The following is a 20,718-nucleotide window of genomic DNA, read 5'->3' as shown; positions in this document are numbered from 1 at the left end:
AGAACGGCCTTTATCTTGATGCAGATATTAATACATGTCAGCTTATGTATAAGGATCTGGGAAGAGATGAATACTATGGTCAGATATTACGATAAATCACTGGGATTATCCTTTCCCATAATGGACAGTAGTAAGACCATACTTCTTAAGAAAGCGGGGCACATGTGAAATGAAAGCTACTGGAATTGTTCGGCGTATTGATGATCTCGGACGAGTGGTTATTCCCAAAGAAATTAGACGTACTCTACGGATTAGAGAAGGCGACCCACTGGAAATTTTCGTCGATCGGGACGGTGAAGTCATACTCAAGAAATATTCCCCGATTGGCGAGCTTGGTGACTTTGCAAAAGAGTACGCGGAGTCATTATTCGAAGGTACTGGGCATATTACGATGATTGCTGATCGTGATACCTTTATTGCACTGGCTGGTGGTTCCAAGAAAGACTATTTGGAAAAACAAGTAGGAATTCTTTTGGAGAAGGTCATGGATAGTCGTAAGACTGTACTGGAAACCAACGAAGGCAGTTATGAAATCGCTAAAGATCATCCGGATTTGGTGTCCTCATATGTAGCCTCACCGATCATTTCCGGTGGAGATCCTATTGGTTGTGTAGTGATGGTAAGTAAGGATGATTCAGTGAAAATGTCGTCAATGGAAGTGAAAATGGCCGAAACCGCCGCCGCATTCCTTGGCAAGCAAATGGAGCAATAACCGTAATGTAGACCCCGCTTTCCTTTTGGTAAGATATACAAAGGGCAAACGGGGTTTTGTCGTTCTTACAAAACCGTTTCTACTTGTGGGTATACATACGTTATAATATAGAAATTCATCCCATTAAAGTTGTAGAAGCAGGTACTTTATGAAATCTAACTCACAAACATCACGATTGCTGCAAGGGGCATTTATTCTAAGTGCTGCAGCGATTATTTCAAAGCTTATAGGTACACTCCAAAAAATCCCACTGCAAAATCTAGGCGGAGATGCGGTATTTGGTATATACAACACGGTTTATCCTTTGTACACGATGTTGTTGACGGTAGCGATGCTGGGTCTGCCAGCGGCCATATCCAAATTTGTCGCTGAAGCCTCTGCAGGAAGGCGGGATGACGAGGGTCGGCGGATTCTGCGGTTATCTGCGATTATAACAGCCATAAGCGGTTTGGTTATCGGAGCAATCACCTATGCAGGTGCACCGATTATAGCTGGGTGGGTCGGAAACTCGCATGTGATGCCCGCTTTACGGACAAGTGCTTGGGGACTTGCGGTTGTTCCAATCATGTCAGCTCTTCGGGGTTATTTTCAGGGTCTTCATAATATGGTTCCGACGGCTGTGTCACAAATTGTTGAGCAGTCCGTACGTGTTACAGTAATGATTGTACTGCTCTTATACCTGACCTCACTGGGTGCAGGCGCTGAGAGCATTGCTGCTGGCGCATTGCTCGGATCAGCCGGGGGAGGGGCAGCAGGGCTTGTGATTATGCTGCTATTTTTGCGACGTCATCGGCGGGTGTTAAGACAAGGAGCCCCTTTAGATGCTGCTGCTTCTGTCGAAAGTCAGGGTTTAAAGCTGCCCAATGCAGATAATGAGGGGCGTTCGAATCAACGGATTATGGGCGTTAAAGCAGGGGCCTTGCTGGCTTATGGAATTCCCGTGATGCTTGGCGCGCTGGCAATGCCTCTTATCGGTCTTGTAGATGTATTCACTGTACCTCGCTTGCTATCCTCTCTAGGAAGCGAAGTGGAGGCAATGACACAGTTTGGTGTATACAATCGTGGTTTGCCACTAGTGCAGATTGTAACGATGATTGCCACTTCTTTGTCTGTCGTGTTCATACCAGCCTTAGCAGAGGCGAAGTACAAGGGAGATATGAAGCTGATCGAGAACCGTTGCAGCTTGTCGCTGCGTTGGTTCTGGCTGCTAGGGCTGGCAGCGTCAGCGGGCCTTGCAGTGCTTGCTGAGCCGATTAATATGGCTCTTTACGGCGACACCGCCGGTAGCAGCACTATGACTTGTCTGGCCTTAACCGCTGTTGGCGGTACGGTCAGTATCATCTCGGCTGCACTCCTGCAGGGCCTCGGCTACGTTCGCGCCCCGGCCCTGCACCTTTTGGCCGCCGCGCTGCTCAAGGCGGCCCTGAACCTGCTGCTGGTTCCGCAGCAGGGCATTACCGGCGCAGCCATCGCTGGCGTGGCCGCGCATTCGTTCGCAGCAGCGCTCAACGTGCTGCTGCTGTATCGCCAGGGCCATCTGCGGCTTCGCCTCGCAGATGCCCTGGCACGGCCCGCGCTGCTCACAGCGGGCCTGGCTCTTGCCGCTGTAGCCACCAGCTGGGGCGTGGACGCTGTGGCTACGGCCGCTGGCATCGGCGGCGGGCGCACTGCCAGCTTGGCGCAGAGCCTGCTCGGGGTGCTCGCAGGCTGCGCTGTCTTTGCCGTAGGGGCTATAGTCCTTCGGCTCCTTAGCGAGAGCGAGCTTCGCCAGCTTCCAGGCTTCGGCCCGTCCCTGGCGGACAAGCTGAAGAAGCTGCGCTTATTCCCTTAATCAACGTTTACATCATAATATAAAAATGCGGTCTGCTGAGACAGCCGCTTAAGAGGAGGAACAGACATGAGTGCAACATTAACGGTCGTCGGTCTGGGTTCAGGCAACCCTGATCGATTGACGCTAGGAATTATAAAGAAGCTGAAGGCAGCATCCGTTGTCTATGTCCGCACAAAAGAGCATCCAGTCATGGCTGCCCTCTCCGAGCTTGAAATAACTTCACAGTCCTTTGATGGATTGTATGAATCTTTATCCTCGTTTCCAGAGGTGTATGCAGCGATTACTTCAAAACTGATTGAAGAGGCTCAAGCAGCAGCAAACGGTACAGATATTGTTTACGCGGTTCCGGGTCATCCTATGGTTGCGGAATCAGCGGTTTCGCAGCTGCGCGAGCGGTGTCCTGAGGAAGGCATTGAACTGCAAATATTGGGTGGGGAGAGCTTTCTCGACGAGGCGTTTGTTCGACTGGGATTTGACCCTATTGAAGGGTTTCAGTTACTAGATGCTTCAGGCATTCGCAGTGCTCAGCTTCAGCCTGAACTACATACTCTGATTGGTCAGGTGTACGATAGCTTTACAGCCTCGGAGACAAAATTATGTTTGATGGAGCTGTACCCGCCTGAATATGAAGTTGTTGTGGGGCATGCACTCGGTGTCGAGAACGAAGAAAGTATTGTAAGAGTCCCACTGTACGAACTGGATCGACTCGATGGTTATGGCAACCTGTCGTTAGTTTATGTACCTGCGAATCGTGACGAGAATCTAAGAAATCGTACCTTTGCCCGTCTGCATGAGATTGTCGATATTCTTCGAAGCCCGGAAGGTTGTCCATGGGATCGGGAGCAGACACATGAATCCCTGCGCAAAAATTTAATCGAAGAAACCTATGAATTTCTTGAAACGATTGATGAGGATGACCCCGATCATATGAAAGAGGAGCTGGGTGACCTTTTACTGCAAATTATGCTTCACTCTCAAATGGAGGAGGAGCTTGGCACGTTTAACGTGTATGACGTCATTGAAGGGCTGAATGATAAGCTTATCTTCCGTCACCCTCACGTATTTGGGGATACCAATGCGAATGATGCCGAAGAAGCGCTGAAGAACTGGGATGGCATGAAGGCAGAAGAGAAGCGGCGTAAAGGTGTGAAGCCAGAGGAATTATCCGTTCTTAGTGGTGTTCCGCGTGACCTGCCTGCTCTTATGAAGGCATACAAGCTTCAGAAAAAAGCATCCAAAGTGGGGTTTGACTGGGACAACGCTACGGATTGCATAGCCAAGATTCGTGAGGAGATTGATGAGCTGCAGGAGGCGATTGACACAGATGCGGCGACAGATGATCAAATTCTGGAACTTGGGGATTTGTTGTTTGCAGTTACGAATGTCGCTCGTTTTATCGGTGCAGATCCGGAAGAGGCATTAACCCGGACTAACCGTAAATTTGTGCGCCGGTTTCAATATATTGAGCAAAGCTTGCAGCGCAAGGGAACGAGCGTAAAGGATAGTAGTTTGGAAGAGATGGAAGAACTATGGCAAGAGGCTAAGGCTGAGGAGCGAAAAGTCTAGTAATTCACAGCCCCTTTACGGTATATGGACTCAAAAATGGGGCAATGCTGTGGATGTAGCTTTTATTTTCTGATTTAGAATGTGGCCAGTAGTTTAATAGTGCTATAGAATAGATTCTGCGACGATTTCTGAGAAATAACTGCTTCTTTTTTAAAAAAACGACGAATCGTGGCAGGATTTTAAGGTGACATCAAGAATAACATAAAGACGAAATGCGATTCGCCCCATATTATGGTGGTGATTCTCGTTTCATTTATTTTTTCGTATCCTAGGAGGAACTTTAAATTATGAACAAGACAGATTTGGTAAACAACATTTCCGAGAAAAACGGATTGGCAAAAAAAGATGTAGAAGCAGTATTGAACGGATTCTTGGGTGAGATTACAGAAGCTTTGGCAAAAGGTGATAAAGTCCAACTGATCGGTTTCGGAACTTTTGAAACTCGCAAACGTGCAGGACGCACTGGTCGCAACCCGCAAACGGGCACAACGATTGAAATTCCAGAATCGACTGTACCGGCTTTCAAAGCTGGTAACAAGCTTAAAGAAGCCGTTAACTAATGCGTCTTGACAAATTCCTGAAAGTGTCCCGTTTAATTAAGCGCCGTACAGTGGCTAAGGATGTGTCCGAACAAGGCCGGGTACTGATTAACGGGCGGGAATCTAAACCAAGTAGTGCAGTTAAGATCGGTGACGAGATTACTGTACAATTTGGACAAAAGCTTGTAACGGTTAAAGTAGAAAAGCTGGTCGAAACGACTCGCAAGGACGAGGCCGCTGGTATGTATACTCTAGTTCGGGAAGAGCCTGTTGCCAAAAGCAGCGGACTGGACTGGTAAGAGTAATAGAAGAAGGCATAACTTTACATTTTGTAGAGTTGTGCCTTCTTTTTTCTTTTTGTTTCTATTATTTTTTAGAGGGACGGGATGTTCTATAACTTCTACCTCTGCCATAGATTAGAGGTATGAAGGAGGGGTACATGCTATGATCGAGCCAGGAAAGGTAAACAAACAGCATGATCTGCACATGCGCAGTCGGAAGCAGCTGGAGTTGACGGGCGTGCAAAATGTGGAGAGCTTCGACAGCGAGGAATTTTTGCTTCGTACAGAACTCGGCCATCTCACCATTCGCGGGAATCATTTACATATCAAAAATTTAAGTCTGGAGAACGGAATGTTGTCCTTAGAGGGCAATGTACATTCCCTGATTTATCTCGATCCCGGATCGCAGGGCAAAAATAAAGGTCTGCTCGGTAAGCTATTTAAATGAATCCTGCAGTCCAGTGGGTGACGCTGTTCTACATGATCATGGCCGGGCTGGCAATGGGACTGGCCTATGACAGCTACCGGGTGCTGTCGCTGAAGTTCAATTTTCCCAAATGGCTGAATGCCATGCTAGATCTACTGTATTGGCTTTGGGCCGCCTTGCTCGTTTTTCGTATGCTGTATGCCGGAAATCAAGGACAATTGCGGTTTTATGTCTTTCTAGGTTTGTTTCTAGGAGTATGGATCTATTTTTTAATCTTCAGTGTTACGGTGCGGCGTTTTGTGTTAAGGTTAATTCAATCGGTTCAGTATATGTGCAGGTTGCTGTGGAGACTTGTGGAGATCCTGATAGGTACACCTCTTCTCTGGCTTTGGCGATTTATTTTAGGGCTGCTAAAGCTACTAGGTCGTATTCTGCGGTTCATCTTTAAGCTTCTGCTGCGTCTGACCAAACCAATTTGGGTATTACCTGTTAGGTGGATCTCTCCACAGTTATCGCGGCTGACACATAGCGCCTGGATTGTGAAGATCACTGAATGGATTACCAAATGGCGGAAACGCTGACCTTGAATTAGGGGGTACGTTGCATGAACAGATTTACTGCGGAAGAGAAAAGTAATCATAGCAAAAATTCGGCCGCAGGCGCGAAGAGAAGAAGATTTATGTGGATTGTCTTTGTGGCAGTATTTTTTGGTTGGGCGGGTTATACTTACTTCGCTCAAAGTGCGGTCATTGCGGACAAGGGTGAGGAACTTGCAAAGAAACAGGAGACTAGTGAGGATGTCATGGCATCTTTAACTCAATTAAAATATGAATTATCCAGACTTAATGATGACGAGTATATTGGCCAATTAGCACGTAAATGGTACAATATCTATCCTCAAGGGGAAACTCCTATTCGAACAGAGCAATCAGAGCAATAATAGCGGCGAAAAGAGGCTTTTACTCTGTTGCCTTGCTTTGCTCTTTACTGTATAATCAAATCACCGCAGACAGGATGACCTTAATATTCGTCTGTATATTTTTAAGGGAGGATCATTTTATTCTATGGCAATTGAAGTGGGCACCAAGTTAGAAGGCAAAGTGACAGGCATCACGCATTTCGGAGCATTTGTGGATCTGTCAGGAGGTGTCACAGGTCTCGTTCACATCTCGGAAATCGCCGATAATTATGTCAAGGATGTTAACGATCATCTGAAGATTAGTGATGTAGTAACAGTCAAGGTGATCAACGTCGATAAGGACGGCAAGATCGGACTTTCCATTAAGCAGGCTGTTGACAAGCCAGCATCGGAAGTACGTCCGCCTAGAGCTCCAAGACCAGAACGTCCTAGCGGCGGAGACCGTTTCGGCGGTGGAGGCGGCAGTGGTGGAGGCGGCGGTGGATTCAATCGTGAACGGGGTGGGCGTCCATTTAAGCCTGCAGCCGGTAAACCTTCATTCGAGGATAAAATGTCGCGATTCCTGAAAGACAGCGAAGAACGGATATCTTCGATTAAGAAGAACACAGAAGGAAAGCGCGGAGGCCGTGGAGCTAAACGCGTGTAATCCAATACCTGTACATCATAAATAACCGCAGGGGCATTTCGCCCTTGCGGTTTTTTTGTCATGTCATATAAAATTGCCGACAGCATCCATGTCATTCTCACATAACTCTAGGGCAATCGCTGACGAAAGACCGCCGCGTCAGCGCGTGAAATTACGTTGTAAACAATCTTGAAACCAATCAACCTACCGTCCCGCAAGGGATAGAACCACTTTTTTACAGATCATGAATGAAGGCTTTTTTGTCGGAAATTTCTTGTGTGTGTCCCTCCATTTCTGACAAACTTTCTCAATTCCCCGGTTATATAATGAGTACCATAAATTCTTAAACGGGTGGTGTAGGGGAATGAGTAAAAGCAACGTGGTAAATTTGCCAGAGTGGACAAGAGTAGGAAGTGAAGATAAGAAGCAGAGACAAGCATTGCGCACGCGTATTACAGCTTGGGGTCAGAAGCAGCGGTATATTCAGCTAATAGCAGCGAAGAAATGGATGCTATTGCTCAGTTTCATGGGGTTTCTGCTGGGTAGAGCCATGATTCTGGACGAACTATCCCCTTTTGCTGTCGCATACTTTGCCGTCATTGTGTTTATGCGTCGCGACTCTATTCTACCTGTAGCTGCAGCCATTATAGCTGGAAGTCTCTTTACTCCATTCCCTGGAGCTTTGGTTACTACTGCTGAGCTGATTATTTTCTTTTTAGTTTATAAAGGCTTGGAAAGTTATGAACGAATAGATTTATCCTATGCACCACTTATGGTGTTCGTGTCTTCGTTTATGGTTGGCTTGTTCCAGATTGTTATTGGACCTTCTCTTTCTTGGTATCCGCTTATGATGACAACACTAGATGCTTTACTAGGTTTTGTGCTTACACTGGTGTTCATTCAAGCGCTGCCTTTACTAACCTATAAGCAAAAGAGTAGAGCGCTCAGGAACGAGGAGATTCTGTGCCTTATTATCTTACTTGCCTCAGTAATGACGGGCCTTGTGGGCTGGACCCTTAATGGTTTGTCTTTGGAGCATATATTGTCACGATATTTGATTCTACTCTTCGCCATGGCAGGGGGGGCTCCTCTTGGGGCTGCTGTTGGGGTGGTGACAGGATTGATTCTCAGTTTGGCGGACATTAGTGCTATCTATCAGATGAGCCTGCTTGCTTTTTCTGGAATGCTAGCGGGAATGATGCAGGGTGGTCGAAAAGGTGCAGTATCTATCGGGATGTTGCTAGGATCCACGATCCTTTCCGTCTATTTTACGGGTCCGGGTGATATGATGGCCTCAACATGGGAAACCTGCGTAGCGGTAGTGCTATTTCTTATAACGCCTAAGGCGATGATATCTGCCATTGCTAAATATGTTCCTGGCACGTCAGATCATAGCCGATCGCAACACGAATATGCGCGAAGGGTCAGGGATTTAACGGCAGAACGGGTGACGCAATTCTCACAGGTATTCCAGCAGCTGTCGAGCAGCTTTGGTCAGATTCCACGTGCCGGAGAAGTAGGGAAGTCAGACCGTGAGATGGAGGATTTCATGAGTACGGTGACAGAGGGTGCTTGTGCAGGATGCATTCGGCGTTCCCACTGCTGGGATGCAAAATTCTATCAGACGTATAGATATATGACAGATATGATGACTACTGTTGAGGAATGCCCTGATATTACGGCAGCTCAGCTGCCTCCGGAATGGAGCCGGATTTGCGGTAAAACTGGTGAAGTACTTGAAGTCATGAAAGGACAATATGATCTTTACCAACATGATATGCGATGGAAAAGACAAATATACGATAGTCGTCAATTTGTTGCCGAGCAGTTATCGGGCGTGTCACAGGTTATGGAGGACCTGGCGCGTGAAATAAAACGTGAGGGACAGGCTATGTATCGTCAGGAAGCTCAAATCCGTGAGACATTGGAGAAATTAGGGCTGTCTATTCATAGTATCGAAATCCTAAGCTTAGATCCTGGGCGTGTAGAAATAGAGGTGGTGCATGCCTATACTCGTGGTTTTGATGAATGCCGTAAAATGATCGCTCCGCTCCTTTCCGACATACTAGATGAGAATATTGCTGTCATGAGCGAGACGGCAGTCCATCCTCGGGAAGGATTGTCGATGGTTACCTTCGGTTCAGCCAAAGCCTTTGAGATAAACACAGGAGTGGCCGTTGTTTCTAAAGGAGGAGATATGTTATCTGGCGATAGCTTCAGTACCGTAGAGCTTGGAAACGGCACCTTTGCAGTATCCATTAGCGATGGAATGGGAAATGGTGAGCGGGCGAGAATGGAGAGTAGTGCCGCCCTCGGTATGTTAGAAAAGCTACTGCAGTCCGGTATGGATGAGAAGTTGGCTGTAAAGTCGGTAAACTCTATTCTCTTATTACGTTCTCCTGACGAGTTCTATGCTACCGTTGACATGGCTTTGATCGATCAGTATTCCGCGCAGACAACTTTTATGAAGATTGCTTCCGCACCGAGCTTTATCCGGAGGGGTAGTGAGGTCATTCCAATAACCTCTAGCAATCTGCCTATAGGAATCATTAAAGATATCGATGTGGATCTGATTAGCATGCAGCTTCGGGCCGGTGATATTTTGATTATGATGACGGATGGTATTTATGATGCGCCAGGATATGCCGTTAATAAGGAGATATGGATGAAACGGTTGATCCAAGAGCTCGAGGGGGATGATCCTCAAGATTTGGCGGATAGCCTGTTAGATAAGGTAATTCGTTATCAGGGCAATGAGATCCATGATGACATGACGATTGTTGTAAGTCGTGTAGATCATTTCCACCCAGAGTGGTCCAGCCTGCATATGCCTGGTGTTGGCCGAATGGAGCGTCCGCGTACGGTGAGTTAGATGGTTGGGCACGCGCGAAGTGTCGTATTGCCTGTATGTTTTAGCACGCGCGAAGCGTCGTGTTGCTTGTATGTTTTAGTACGCGCAAGGCGTCGTGCTGATTGTTAAAGGTTTGAAGCACGGGCATAGTGCCGTGCTTGAATGGTAGTCGAGGCGAGTCTGTGATGTGAAACTCGCCGGCCTCTACTATTTACGTTTCAAAGGTTCGCTGACTTTGGAGCGTAATTTTTTAGATCTAAACTGTTTACTAGTGAAGGTACGGAACGGAGAGAAAGTTTGGAGCTGTAGAAGCGGAGCGTTCGCCTTTATTATTTGATTTCAACCGCAGAAGGCGGTTTTAATAGAGAAATCAAATAATAACAGCGATCGAAAGCCCAAACATTTCTCGCAGTTCCCCTATTCACTATCCCCTTAGTTCAGATCACAAATTTCCCCAACAAAAGCGACCGTTTGAAATCTCTCATTTCTGGATATGCTAGAAACAGAGGTTCAAACAAAGGGGGAGTTGAGGGTTATGAAGCAAATTATGCTCATTACTGACGGTTGTTCGAATGTAGGAGAAAGTCCGGTGTTGGCAGCGGCGCATGCCCTGCAGGAGGGAATCACCGTAAATGTGGTTGGTGTAGTTGATTATGGTACGATCGGCGAGCTCGGAAGCCGGGAGATTGCCGACATTGCCAAGGCCGGGGGAGGCCTTAGCCGAATAGTCGGAACGCCACAACTGGCGCAGACGATTCAGATGATGACACGCAAGACCGTGGTTCAGACGATCCAGCAGGCGGTTAATAAAGAGGTAAAAAAGATACTAGGCGATGGCTCATTGGATCAGTTACCTCCTGTTCAACGTTCACAGGTTGTTACAGTTGTAGATGAACTGACAGAAACAACACCGTTGCGCATTGCACTTCTTATCGATGCCAGTGCTAGTATGAAACCTAAACTGGGTGCTGTGGAAGATGCTATCCGCGATTTGGCGCTCAGTTTGGAAGCACGGGAAGGTAAGAGTGAGATTGCTGTGTTCCATTATCCTGGAAATAACAGCAGCGAAGATGCCAAGCTTGATCTAGATTGGACCCATGACATGTCAGGTATTCGTACGTTATTCTCTAAATTACACATGAGAGGCGCGACACCGACGGGTCCAGCTATTTTCAAGGTGCTTGAACATTATCGTTATGATACACTGGATGAACATCGTGGACGCCGACTAAGTGATGACCACGACGAAAGAGAAGGGATGATTGGTGGGTATGTCGTCTAATCCGTCCTATCCTACTGGTACCTTAATTAACGGCAAATGGCGGGGTAACCGTTATGTCGTTGAGCGGATGCTGGGAAGGGGCGCGAACGGAACCGTATATCTTGTGCAAAGAGAAGGCAGACGGGAAAAGTACGCGCTAAAAATCGGATACGATACACTTGAACTTCAATCGGAGATCAATGTACTAACCTCGCTGCAATCACGGCGAAAGCGGAATGAGCATCGTGCTCGTCGTGAGAATCCATTGTCTTCTTATTTTTTGGAAGCGGATGATTTTGCGAATGGGGATAATGTCCCCTTCTATGTAATGAGGTATGTTGAAGGCAAACCTCTGCATCATTTTTTATCGAAAAACGGTCCCGACTGGTTAGGCCTGGTAGGGCTTGGTCTGCTTGATAAGCTGCGCACACTGCATGAATGCGGTTTTGTGTTCGGGGATTTGAAGCCGGAGAACGTCATGGTATCAAAGTACGGCGAAGTGGAGCTGATCGACTTTGGGGGCACAAGTCCTATTGGTCGCAGTGTGAAGCAGTTTACCGAATGGCATGACCGTGGCTTTTGGAATGCAGGCAGCCGCACGAGTGATGAGGGTTATGATCTATTCGCTTTTGCTGTACTGTGCCTCCGTCTTTTGAATGAAGAGGGGCTCAAGAAAGCTGCGCTACAGCTGCCGCAGACAAGAAGTGTAGATGAGCTGTTTAAGCTGGCTAGAAATCTACCCGACAAGAAACTATCCTCTTGGATTTGTTTGGCGTTAAAAGGAGGTTTCACCGGTTCCGCTGATGCTACAGAGCTCTGGCGAAACCATATTTACAATTCGCGTAGAAAGCGTCCTGATAGTATGGACACACCTCGCTGGCTCAAAAATGCTTTTGGGGTATCCTTGTTTGTGCTTGCCTTTACAATTTATTGGGTATTTCGGTTTTGAACTTATACATATAGTTAGAGAGAAGGGGGGCCGCATATGGAGCAAATGAATGGACTGGTGGAGTCAGTATTGGAGTCAGCAGCCGAGCACGAGCTGTGGGCGCCCCATGACACCATTGTAGTCGCAGTTTCCGGCGGCCCGGATTCTGTGGCTCTTTTGCATGTTTTGCATGAAATAGCTTTAAACGTTATGCCACTTACCTTAATATGCGCTCATGTGAATCACGGATTTAGAGCGGAGTCTAAGGAAGAGGCAGAGCTAGTACGTGGTATGGCTGAACAATTGGGACTGCCCTTTGAGTTGGCAGAATTCGATATTCCCTCTTTGGCTAAAGAGAGTGGACTCGGCCCTGAGGGGACAGCACGCGAGAAGCGATACGAATTTCTGATTGATACCGCACACCGTTATGGGGCGCGCTCTGTTGCTCTGGCTCATCATGCGGATGATCAGGCAGAAACGGTGATTATGCGTCTATTGCGAGGAAGCGGTTTATCGGGGCTGTCCGGTATCAAGTGGAAAAGAACAGAAAAAAAGGTGGAACTCATTCGTCCATTCCTACGTATTAACAAAACGGCTCTTCTTGGGTTATGTCAGAATGAAGGTTTCACCTATGCCGAGGATGCCACTAATCTGCTGACGAAATACAAGCGGAATGCTGTTCGATTGGAAGTTCTTCCTTTTCTGGAAAGGTATAACGGCAGAGTGAGACAGTCACTTGTGCAGCTTGCGGAAATTGCAGGAGCTGAGGATGAATATATGGAGGCATCTGCGGTAAAATGCTTTGAGGAGCTGGTTTCGGAAGGGGAAGGGAAATATACCTTTAACAGAGCTTCATTTGCGGCCATACCCTCCGCTTTACAACGGCGTTTGATTAAACTAATATTAAATTATCTGTCGGCGGATCTATCTGCCCTTGATTTCTCCAAGATTGAATCTGTACGTCGGGGAACGCTGCAGAGCTATCCCACCACCTGGAGTTTGGATTTAGGTGGAGGCCTGACTTGTGTGCGGCAATATGATATCATCTTGTTCTCGTCCAAGCCCGCGCAGCAACAGGCAAGCTATACATATCGTCTGTTTTTACCGGATTCCGAGCTTAAGCTGGAGGAAATAGGTAAGGTGATGTCGATGGCGGTGCTGGAGAGAGAAAACTTTTTTGTACAGGGGGAGGATTATGGGAAGATGTCGGCTTGGTTTGACCGTGATGAATTGGTCTTTCCACTAACGATACGTTCCCGATTGCCTGGAGATACCATAAGAGTCATGGGATTAAACGGAAGCAAAAAGGTAAAAGATATTTATATTGATGATAAAATACCTGCTGCTGAACGCTCAATGATCCCCCTCGTTTGTGATGGTTTGGGCAATATCGTCTGGATTCCGGGCGTAAGACGCTCGATGCATGCCGCAGTAGGGCGGCAAACGACCTCGGTACTTCTATTGTCTCTAGCAGAGCTGGATGACCGTGAAGAAACGTAATGGTCGATGTAAGTCTTTCATAGTATAACTTAGGAGGTTTCGCAAGTTGCAAAATGATATTCAAGAAGTCTTGATCACCGAAGAGGAACTTCAGCAGAAAATTAAGGAGCTCGGTCGAACACTGAGCGAAGAATACGCAGGACGTACCCCTTTAGTCATTTGTGTACTAAAAGGCGCGTTTATATTTATGGCAGATCTGGTTAAAGCCATTACAGTACCTGTTGAGATGGATTTCATGGCAGTATCTAGCTATGGAGCATCCACCAAGTCCTCTGGTGTTGTCAAAATTATTAAGGATTTAGATGTATCGGTAGAAGGCCGCGATATCTTGATCGTTGAAGATATTATTGACAGTGGCCTTACGCTCAGCTATTTGATTGAGCTACTCCGCAACCGCAATGCTGCTTCTATCAATGTGGTTACCTTGTTTGATAAGCCCTCAGGTCGTACGGTTAATCTGGAAGCCAGCTATACAGGCTTCGTGTTGCCAGACGAATTTGTAGTAGGCTACGGATTGGATTATGCCGAGCGGTATCGGAACCTCCCATATGTTGGAGTACTGAAGCCTGAGATTTATTCCAATTGAACTATTGATTGCCTTGATCATACGGATCGGGCACCCTTGGCTTCCTTTATTTGAGGTGTCCCAAGAGGCTATGGTACAATAACTTGAGTGTTGCGAGAGGAGGTAGGGGATGAATCGGTTCATCCGGAATTCTGGTTTTTATTTGATTTTATTTTTAGTCGTGGTGGGTATTGTCCAGTTTGTGAGCAATGGAAATGAAGCCGCCGATTTCCCTAGATACGACGAGTTACGGCAGGAGATCAAGAGCAACAATGTGAAGGATTTGACGGTTCAGTTTGAGGGTAATGCCTTTTTAGTTACAGGCGAATATAGAGAGTTGCCTGCCGATACTAAATCGAAAAGCTTCTCCACATATATTCCTCCAACAGATGCTGCTATTAATGAACTGATTCAAGCCAGTGATGTTAATGGGATTGAATTAACTCAGAAGAAAATGGAAGGTACCAGCATTTGGCTGACATTCCTTTCTTCTATTATCCCGCTAGTCATTATGTTCATCTTGTTCTTCTTCCTGTTTAACCAGGCGCAAGGTGGCGGCGGTAAAGTCATGAATTTCGGCAAGAGCAAGGCTCGGTTATATAATGAAGAGAAGAAGAAAATCAGCTTCGAGGATGTTGCAGGGGCGGACGAAGAGAAGCAAGAGCTTGTCGAAGTCGTTGAGTTCCTGAAAGATCCGCGCAAATTTGCAGCTGTCGGTGCACGTATCCCTAAAGGCGTACTGCTTGTAGGCCCTCCGGGAACAGGTAAAACATTGCTTGCACGTGCAGTAGCAGGTGAAGCCGGTGTTCCTTTCTTTAGTATTTCCGGTTCCGATTTTGTAGAAATGTTCGTGGGTGTCGGTGCTTCTCGGGTACGTGATTTGTTCGAGAACGCTAAGAAGAACGCGCCATGTATTATCTTCATTGATGAAATTGATGCTGTGGGTCGTCAACGCGGCGCCGGACTCGGCGGCGGACATGACGAGCGCGAGCAGACACTTAACCAATTGCTGGTTGAGATGGATGGATTCGGTGGTAACGAAGGCATTATTATTGTTGCGGCAACTAACCGTGCTGATATACTTGATCCTGCATTACTTCGTCCAGGACGTTTTGACCGTCAAATTACGGTTGACCGCCCTGACGTAAAAGGCCGTGAAGCTGTACTTAAGGTTCACGCTCGTAACAAGCCACTTACGAAAGATGTAAGACTGGATGTTGTTGCTAAACGCACAACTGGATTCACGGGTGCTGATCTAGAGAATCTGCTAAATGAGGCAGCATTGCTAGCTGCACGTCGTAACCGCAAAGATATTTCCATGATTGAAGTGGATGAAGCCATTGACCGTGTTATCGTGGGTACTGAGAAACGTAGTCGGGTTATCAGTGACCGTGAGAAACGCATTGTTGCTTACCATGAAGCAGGCCATACTATAGCTGGTTATTTCCTTGAGCATGCTGATATGGTGCATAAAGTTACAATTATCCCACGCGGACGTGCCGGCGGATATGTTATTATGCTTCCGAAGGAAGATCGGATGATCGTTACCAAGCAGGAGCTTTTGGATAAGGTTACTGGATTACTTGGTGGACGTGTTGCCGAAGAATTGTTTATTGGTGAGATCGGTACGGGCGCATACAGTGACTTCCAACAGGCTACGCGCATCGTGCGTGCCATGATCATGGAGTACGGTATGAGCGATAAGCTTGGACCTATGCAGTTCGGCTCTTCTCAAGGCCAAGTATTCTTGGGTCGTGATATTGGGCATGAACAGAATTATAGTGATTCCATTGCTTATGAGATTGATCAAGAAATGCAGAACTTTATTACTTCGAGCTACGAACGTTGTAAAGAACTGTTGCTCAAATACTCTAAAGAAATGCACCTGATTGCCAATACGTTACTTGAGAAGGAAACACTTGAGCTTGATCAGATTAAAGAGCTGATTGAACAAGGATTCCTTTCTGAAGATGGTAAGGCTGAGGGTGGCGAAGGCGTTGCGCTTGAAGTTGGCGAACCTGTCATTGATAATATCGGTGATGTGCGTGTCCGCATTCAAGGCAAGTCTGAAGATACTGATTCCACGCCTCCGAACCTATCAAAGGAAATCCCGAACAAACCTGAATCTGAGGGTAATGACGGATCTGATGATGACAATAAAGGCGGCGGAACTAGCCTTACCTAAGCAGGATCACTATTCATAAGATGTAAATTAATCCGGAGAGCGTAATTGCTCTCCGGATTTTTTATTTTAATTTTTAGGTAATTTCATGCTTAGAAGCCTGTCTAGTCACATTGACAGGGGCTGGAACGTTGTGTACATTAGTGATTAATATTACTTACTATTAACATCAGCTTATTCATTTTTTCGGATGATGGCTCATGCCATTTGATTACATCGCACCGGCGTAAAGCCGCGAAGATTTAAGGGGGAGAACAATCGGTGGAAGCTCTGGCACTTGAGCGTAAGCAGGAACAGAATCGAGAACTTCGTATACGTCTTGAACAGCTTAAGAAGGAAAGAAACGCAATCATTTTAGCTCATTATTATCAACGTGATGAAATTCAGGAGGTTGCTGATTTCCGGGGAGACTCTTTTTTACTCGCTCAGAAGGCTGCAGAGACTGATGCAGAGGTTATTGTATTCTGCGGTGTTCATTTCATGGGGGAAAGTGCTAAAATTCTGGCTCCAAACAAAACCGTCCTTATTCCTGATGAACGTGCAGGCTGCCCAATGGCTGATATGGTCAATGTAGACGGTTTGCGTAAGCTTAAAGCGCAACATCCAAATGCTAAAGTGGTGACTTACATCAACTCGTCTGCAGAGATTAAAGCGGAAACTGATATCTGTTGTACCTCTGCCAATGCCGTGAAAGTAATCGAATCCCTCGATGCTGAAGAAATTATCTGGGTACCCGATAAGAATCTTGGTCAATACGTACAAGATCAGACCGGCAAAAAACTGATTATCTGGGAAGGCTATTGCAACACTCATGATATGTTGACTGTTAAAGATGTAGTAGAAATGAGAGCGAAATACCCAGAAGCAGAATTTGTAGTTCATCCAGAATGTCGTCCGGAAGTAGTGGCCATGGGTGATTATGTAGGTAGTACTACATCCATTCTCGAGTATTGCCGGAAATCTGACCGTAAGCAATTTATCGTTGGAACTGAGGATGGTACAGGATATCAGCTTCGTAAAGATAGTCCGGATAAAGAATTCCATTTTGCTACAAAATTTCTTGTTTGTCCTAATATGAAAGTTAACAATCTAAAAAAACTGGTGAAATGCCTGGAGACGATGAAGCCACAAATCTATGTACCGCCTGCTGTCGCCGACAAAGCCAGAACTTCCCTAGAGCGCATGCTACAAGTCCGGTAGTATGCGCTACTCTTTCGTTGAAACAGGTGAAACGCGGTCATGATTCCACAATATTTGGTTGATTTTGATCTTCGGGATATTCCTAAAGTAAAGACAGATTGTATTGTTATCGGTTCAGGGATTGCCGGATTGTTCACAGCTATTAAAGCTAGTGAAGATCGGCGTGTCATTATGATCACAAAGAAATCAGTAATGGAGAGTAATACTCGCTATGCACAGGGGGGGATCGCAGCTGTAATAGCTGAGGACGATTCCCCTGCTTACCACCGGCAGGATACATTAATGGCGGGAGCAGGTCTGTGCTCATCCACAGCTGTCGATGCACTTGTTAATGAAGGACCAGATAGAGTTCATGAGCTAATTCGTTTAGGTACTCTTTTTGATAAGGAAGATGGGGTACTGGCTTTGACGCAGGAAGGAGCGCATAGTCACCGTCGTATTTTGCATGCTAATGGAGATGCTACAGGTTATGAGATTGTTCGTGCCTTGGCTGAACAGGTAGCTGAACATGAGAACATTGAGGTGTGGGATGATCATTATGTCATTGATCTCATCACTGAAGGTGGAGAATGTGTAGGCGCATTGTTGCAGCGTCCCGGCGGCGGACGGTTATTCCTGCAAGGGGATGCGACTATTTTGTGCTCTGGCGGTGCAGGACAATTATTTAGATACACTACCAACCCTGAAGTAGCTACAGGCGACGGGGTAGCCATTGCTTATCGTGCCGGGGCTCATATACGAGATATGGAATTTATTCAATTTCATCCTACAGCATTGAGTTATCCTGGAGCTCCTAGATTCCTAATCTCCGAAGCAGTTCGTGGGGAAGGAGCAGTATTGCGCAATATTAATGGAGAGCGGTTCATGGAACGATATCATGAGTTACTTGAGCTAGCCCCACGAGATATTGTAGCTCGGGCTATTGTAAGTGAAATGGAACTTACAAAGTCAACGTTTGTCTATTTGGATATTACGCATGAATCCCCAGAAATGGTGAAGCATCGTTTCCCTACAATACATGAGACCTGTATGGGCTATGGACTGGATATTACAAGTGATTGGATTCCAGTGGCTCCAGCTGCGCATTATATGATGGGGGGCATTAAGACCGATCTGAATGGGGAGAGTACGATTCCTCGCTTGTTTGCTTGCGGGGAGGTTTCTTCCACAGGCGTACATGGGGCTAATCGATTAGCAAGCAATTCATTATCAGAAGCAGTTGTTTTTGGACATCGTATTATTGAGCGGATTCGCCAAATATCTCCGCTTGGTCGTGATGTTACATCAGTTAGTAGCAACGAAGGGCGTGTTGATTCGCCAACTCAAGCTATTGTGGAACGCCGTTTGAAGCTACAAAAGGTAATGGTTCGATATGCCGGATTACGGCGTAATGAACAGACCTTGTCTAAGGGAATAGAAGAATTGAAACGGCAGCTACCCATCTTTGGATCCGTATTGACTAAACGCGAGGAATACGAGTTCGCTAATATGCTGACCTGCTGTTTGCTCGTGACAGAGTCTGCTCTAGCACGGGAAGAGAGTCGCGGGGCACATTACCGTGAGGATTACCCGCAGCGAAGTGATGATCAGTGGCGCAAGCACCTGCTTCAAATTCGCGATCTGGGAATAGTGGAGGAATTAAGCGATGATGTTTAATGGTTACAATGAAGAATTAGTACAATCCATTAAGGCTTGGCTGCGGGAAGATGTCGGTTCCGGTGATGTAACAACACAAATGACAATACCTGTTGGCCATGAATCTAAAGGGATTATTCATGCTAAAGAAGATGGCGTAATTTGTGGTATCCCGATTGCAGAGTTGGTTTTTGAAATTGTTGATCCTACGCTTAGCTTTACAGCCCTTGTAGAAGAAGGTCAGGCAGTGACAAAAGGGACTGTAATTATTGAGGTAGAGGGAAGCACACATGCAATTCTTACGGGTGAACGGCTTGCACTCAACTTGATGCAGCGTCTTTCCGGTGTAGCATCACGTACGTCATCTTTCGTACAGGTGCTCGATGGATTAACGACTCGTCTAGTAGATACACGTAAGACTACACCAGGACATCGTATGCTGGAAAAATATGCAGTTCGTGTTGGTGGAGGCTTTAATCATCGCTTTGGTCTATATGATGCGGTTATGATCAAGGACAATCATATCAAAGGTGCAGGTGGTATTAGGCAGGCAGTAGGTCGTGCGCGGAAGAACATTCCACATACGATGAGCATTGAAGTAGAGACTGAGAACTTAGAGCAAGTCGAAGAGGCGCTGGCAGCAGGTGCTGATATTATTATGCTTGATAATATGTCTAACGAGATGATGAAGCAAGCGGTGGCTAGGATTAAAGCTAAAGCTCCACATGTCAAGACAGAGGCCTCCGGCAATGTATCGTTAGAAACGGTTCGTGGGATCGCAGAAACAGGTGTGGATGTGATTTCTGTAGGACGCCTTACGTACTCCTTTTCCAGTCTGGATATTAGTCTAGACCTTAATGCCAAGAAGGAAGGGTCCTCATCATGATGCTTGCTGTCGATGTCGGTAATACCAATATTGTTCTCGGTGTATACAGAAAGCGCGAATTGTTACATCATTTTCGGCTAAGTACTGCGCGCCAATCCACCGTGGACGAATATGGAGTGCTGATACACAATCTTTTTCAGATGTCAGGGATCTCTGTTAAAGATGTGGAAGGTGTAATTATATCCTCGGTAGTTCCACCTCTGGTTAAGACTATCGTGGATATGTGTATAAAGTATATAGGCAAAGATCCGTTACTCGTAGGACCAGGGATAAAAACGGGACTTAATCTTCGCTATGAGAATCCGCGTGAGATTGGCGCAGACCGGATTGTTAATGCTGTGGCTGCGATTGAAAAATATAAATGTCCGCTTGTTGTTGTTGATTTTGGTACGGCTACGACCTTCGACTGTATCGATGCAGGGGCTAATTATCTTGGAGGAGCGATTGTTCCGGGTCTTGTTATTTCTACAGAGGCCTTATACCAGCGGGCGTCGAAACTGCCACGAATTGAGTTGGAGAAGCCTAAAAAGGTTATCGGACGTAATACAGTTCACGCTATGCAGGCTGGTATTATTTTTGGGTATGCAGGCCAAGTCGAGGGGATTGTAAAGCGTATCAAAATCGAGATGAACGCTCCGGAACTGAAGGTTATTTCTACTGGAGGCCTCGCTTCGCTAATTGCGGGGGAGACGGATTGTATCGACGAAGTAAATCCTATGTTAACACTAGAAGGATTACGAATTATTTATGACCGTAACCAATAAAGATAAAGAAGCCTAAAGGGCGAAGAGATAGGAGGGCTATGCACCC

The 20,718-nt window shown here is 46.4% G+C and carries 19 protein-coding genes; all 19 read left to right on the top strand.

Translation table 11 applies throughout. The annotated features are described in order from the left end of the window. The first annotated feature begins 169 nt into the window (after window positions 1-169). Entirely contained in the window at window positions 170-712 is a 543-nt protein-coding gene (gene spoVT / locus MKX35_RS03110) for a stage V sporulation protein T (RefSeq protein WP_076286877.1), read from the top strand. A gap of 148 nt (window positions 713-860) precedes the next feature. Next, the gene (locus tag MKX35_RS03105) at window positions 861-2,543 is read left to right on the top strand and encodes a putative polysaccharide biosynthesis protein (protein WP_076300973.1); all 1,683 of its coding nucleotides are present in this window, start codon (window positions 861-863) and stop codon (window positions 2,541-2,543) included. A 66-nt stretch (window positions 2,544-2,609) separates the two neighbouring features. Continuing rightward, window positions 2,610-4,109, top strand: a complete 1,500-nt coding sequence (mazG, locus tag MKX35_RS03100; protein ID WP_076300974.1) for a nucleoside triphosphate pyrophosphohydrolase — start codon at window positions 2,610-2,612, stop codon at window positions 4,107-4,109. Between the two features lie 287 nt (window positions 4,110-4,396). Beyond that, a complete protein-coding gene (locus tag MKX35_RS03095; protein ID WP_036678778.1) occupies window positions 4,397-4,669 on the top strand; it encodes an HU family DNA-binding protein in 273 nt (90 codons plus the stop codon). Next, window positions 4,669-4,947, top strand: a complete 279-nt coding sequence (locus tag MKX35_RS03090) for an RNA-binding S4 domain-containing protein (RefSeq protein ID WP_042183857.1) — start codon at window positions 4,669-4,671, stop codon at window positions 4,945-4,947. The genes MKX35_RS03095 and MKX35_RS03090 overlap by 1 nt, the downstream gene beginning before the upstream one ends. Window positions 4,948-5,092: 145 nt before the next feature. Continuing rightward, complete coding sequence (gene yabP / locus MKX35_RS03085) at window positions 5,093-5,377, top strand: sporulation protein YabP (protein ID WP_042123140.1); 285 nt, start codon at window positions 5,093-5,095, stop codon at window positions 5,375-5,377. Further along, a complete protein-coding gene (gene yabQ, locus MKX35_RS03080; protein ID WP_076286874.1) occupies window positions 5,374-5,937 on the top strand; it encodes a spore cortex biosynthesis protein YabQ in 564 nt (187 codons plus the stop codon). Before yabP ends, yabQ begins: the two co-directional genes overlap by 4 nt. Before the next feature lie 23 nt (window positions 5,938-5,960). Further along, the gene (locus MKX35_RS03075; protein ID WP_042183861.1) at window positions 5,961-6,296 is read left to right on the top strand and encodes an FtsB family cell division protein; all 336 of its coding nucleotides are present in this window, start codon (window positions 5,961-5,963) and stop codon (window positions 6,294-6,296) included. A 124-nt stretch (window positions 6,297-6,420) separates the two neighbouring features. After that, window positions 6,421-6,921: a S1 domain-containing RNA-binding protein gene (locus MKX35_RS03070; protein WP_036678766.1), complete on the top strand. Its 501-nt coding sequence runs from the start codon at window positions 6,421-6,423 to the stop codon at window positions 6,919-6,921. A gap of 343 nt (window positions 6,922-7,264) precedes the next feature. Next, window positions 7,265-9,772, top strand: coding sequence for a stage II sporulation protein E (gene spoIIE, locus MKX35_RS03065; protein WP_076300975.1), 2,508 nt, complete (start codon window positions 7,265-7,267; stop codon window positions 9,770-9,772). A 514-nt stretch (window positions 9,773-10,286) separates the two neighbouring features. After that, window positions 10,287-11,033: a VWA domain-containing protein gene (locus MKX35_RS03060; RefSeq protein ID WP_042183866.1), complete on the top strand. Its 747-nt coding sequence runs from the start codon at window positions 10,287-10,289 to the stop codon at window positions 11,031-11,033. Further along, on the top strand, window positions 11,023-11,961 hold the full coding sequence (locus tag MKX35_RS03055) for a serine/threonine protein kinase (RefSeq protein ID WP_076300976.1): 939 nt from the start codon (window positions 11,023-11,025) through the stop codon (window positions 11,959-11,961). The genes MKX35_RS03060 and MKX35_RS03055 overlap by 11 nt, the downstream gene beginning before the upstream one ends. Before the next feature lie 36 nt (window positions 11,962-11,997). Further along, a complete protein-coding gene (gene tilS / locus MKX35_RS03050; protein WP_042183868.1) occupies window positions 11,998-13,440 on the top strand; it encodes a tRNA lysidine(34) synthetase TilS in 1,443 nt (480 codons plus the stop codon). A gap of 46 nt (window positions 13,441-13,486) precedes the next feature. Beyond that, complete coding sequence (hpt, locus tag MKX35_RS03045) at window positions 13,487-14,026, top strand: hypoxanthine phosphoribosyltransferase (RefSeq protein WP_042183870.1); 540 nt, start codon at window positions 13,487-13,489, stop codon at window positions 14,024-14,026. A gap of 109 nt (window positions 14,027-14,135) precedes the next feature. Continuing rightward, the gene (gene ftsH, locus MKX35_RS03040; protein WP_042183872.1) at window positions 14,136-16,190 is read left to right on the top strand and encodes an ATP-dependent zinc metalloprotease FtsH; all 2,055 of its coding nucleotides are present in this window, start codon (window positions 14,136-14,138) and stop codon (window positions 16,188-16,190) included. A gap of 258 nt (window positions 16,191-16,448) precedes the next feature. Continuing rightward, a complete protein-coding gene (nadA, locus tag MKX35_RS03035; RefSeq protein ID WP_042183878.1) occupies window positions 16,449-17,387 on the top strand; it encodes a quinolinate synthase NadA in 939 nt (312 codons plus the stop codon). Window positions 17,388-17,426: 39 nt separating this feature from the next. Continuing rightward, a complete protein-coding gene (nadB, locus tag MKX35_RS03030) occupies window positions 17,427-19,043 on the top strand; it encodes an L-aspartate oxidase (RefSeq protein ID WP_076300977.1) in 1,617 nt (538 codons plus the stop codon). Next, entirely contained in the window at window positions 19,033-19,908 is an 876-nt protein-coding gene (nadC, locus tag MKX35_RS03025) for a carboxylating nicotinate-nucleotide diphosphorylase (RefSeq protein ID WP_076300978.1), read from the top strand. The genes nadB and nadC overlap by 11 nt, the downstream gene beginning before the upstream one ends. Beyond that, on the top strand, window positions 19,905-20,672 hold the full coding sequence (locus tag MKX35_RS03020) for a type III pantothenate kinase (RefSeq protein ID WP_076300979.1): 768 nt from the start codon (window positions 19,905-19,907) through the stop codon (window positions 20,670-20,672). The genes nadC and MKX35_RS03020 overlap by 4 nt, the downstream gene beginning before the upstream one ends. Window positions 20,673-20,718: the final 46 nt, after the last annotated feature.

Source organism: Paenibacillus sp. FSL R5-0923 (genome assembly GCF_038009145.1).
Lineage (GTDB): Bacteria > Bacillota > Bacilli > Paenibacillales > Paenibacillaceae > Paenibacillus_AQ.
Note: the sequence above shows the minus strand (reverse complement) of the source record. Positions and strands in the feature narration are given on the sequence as shown.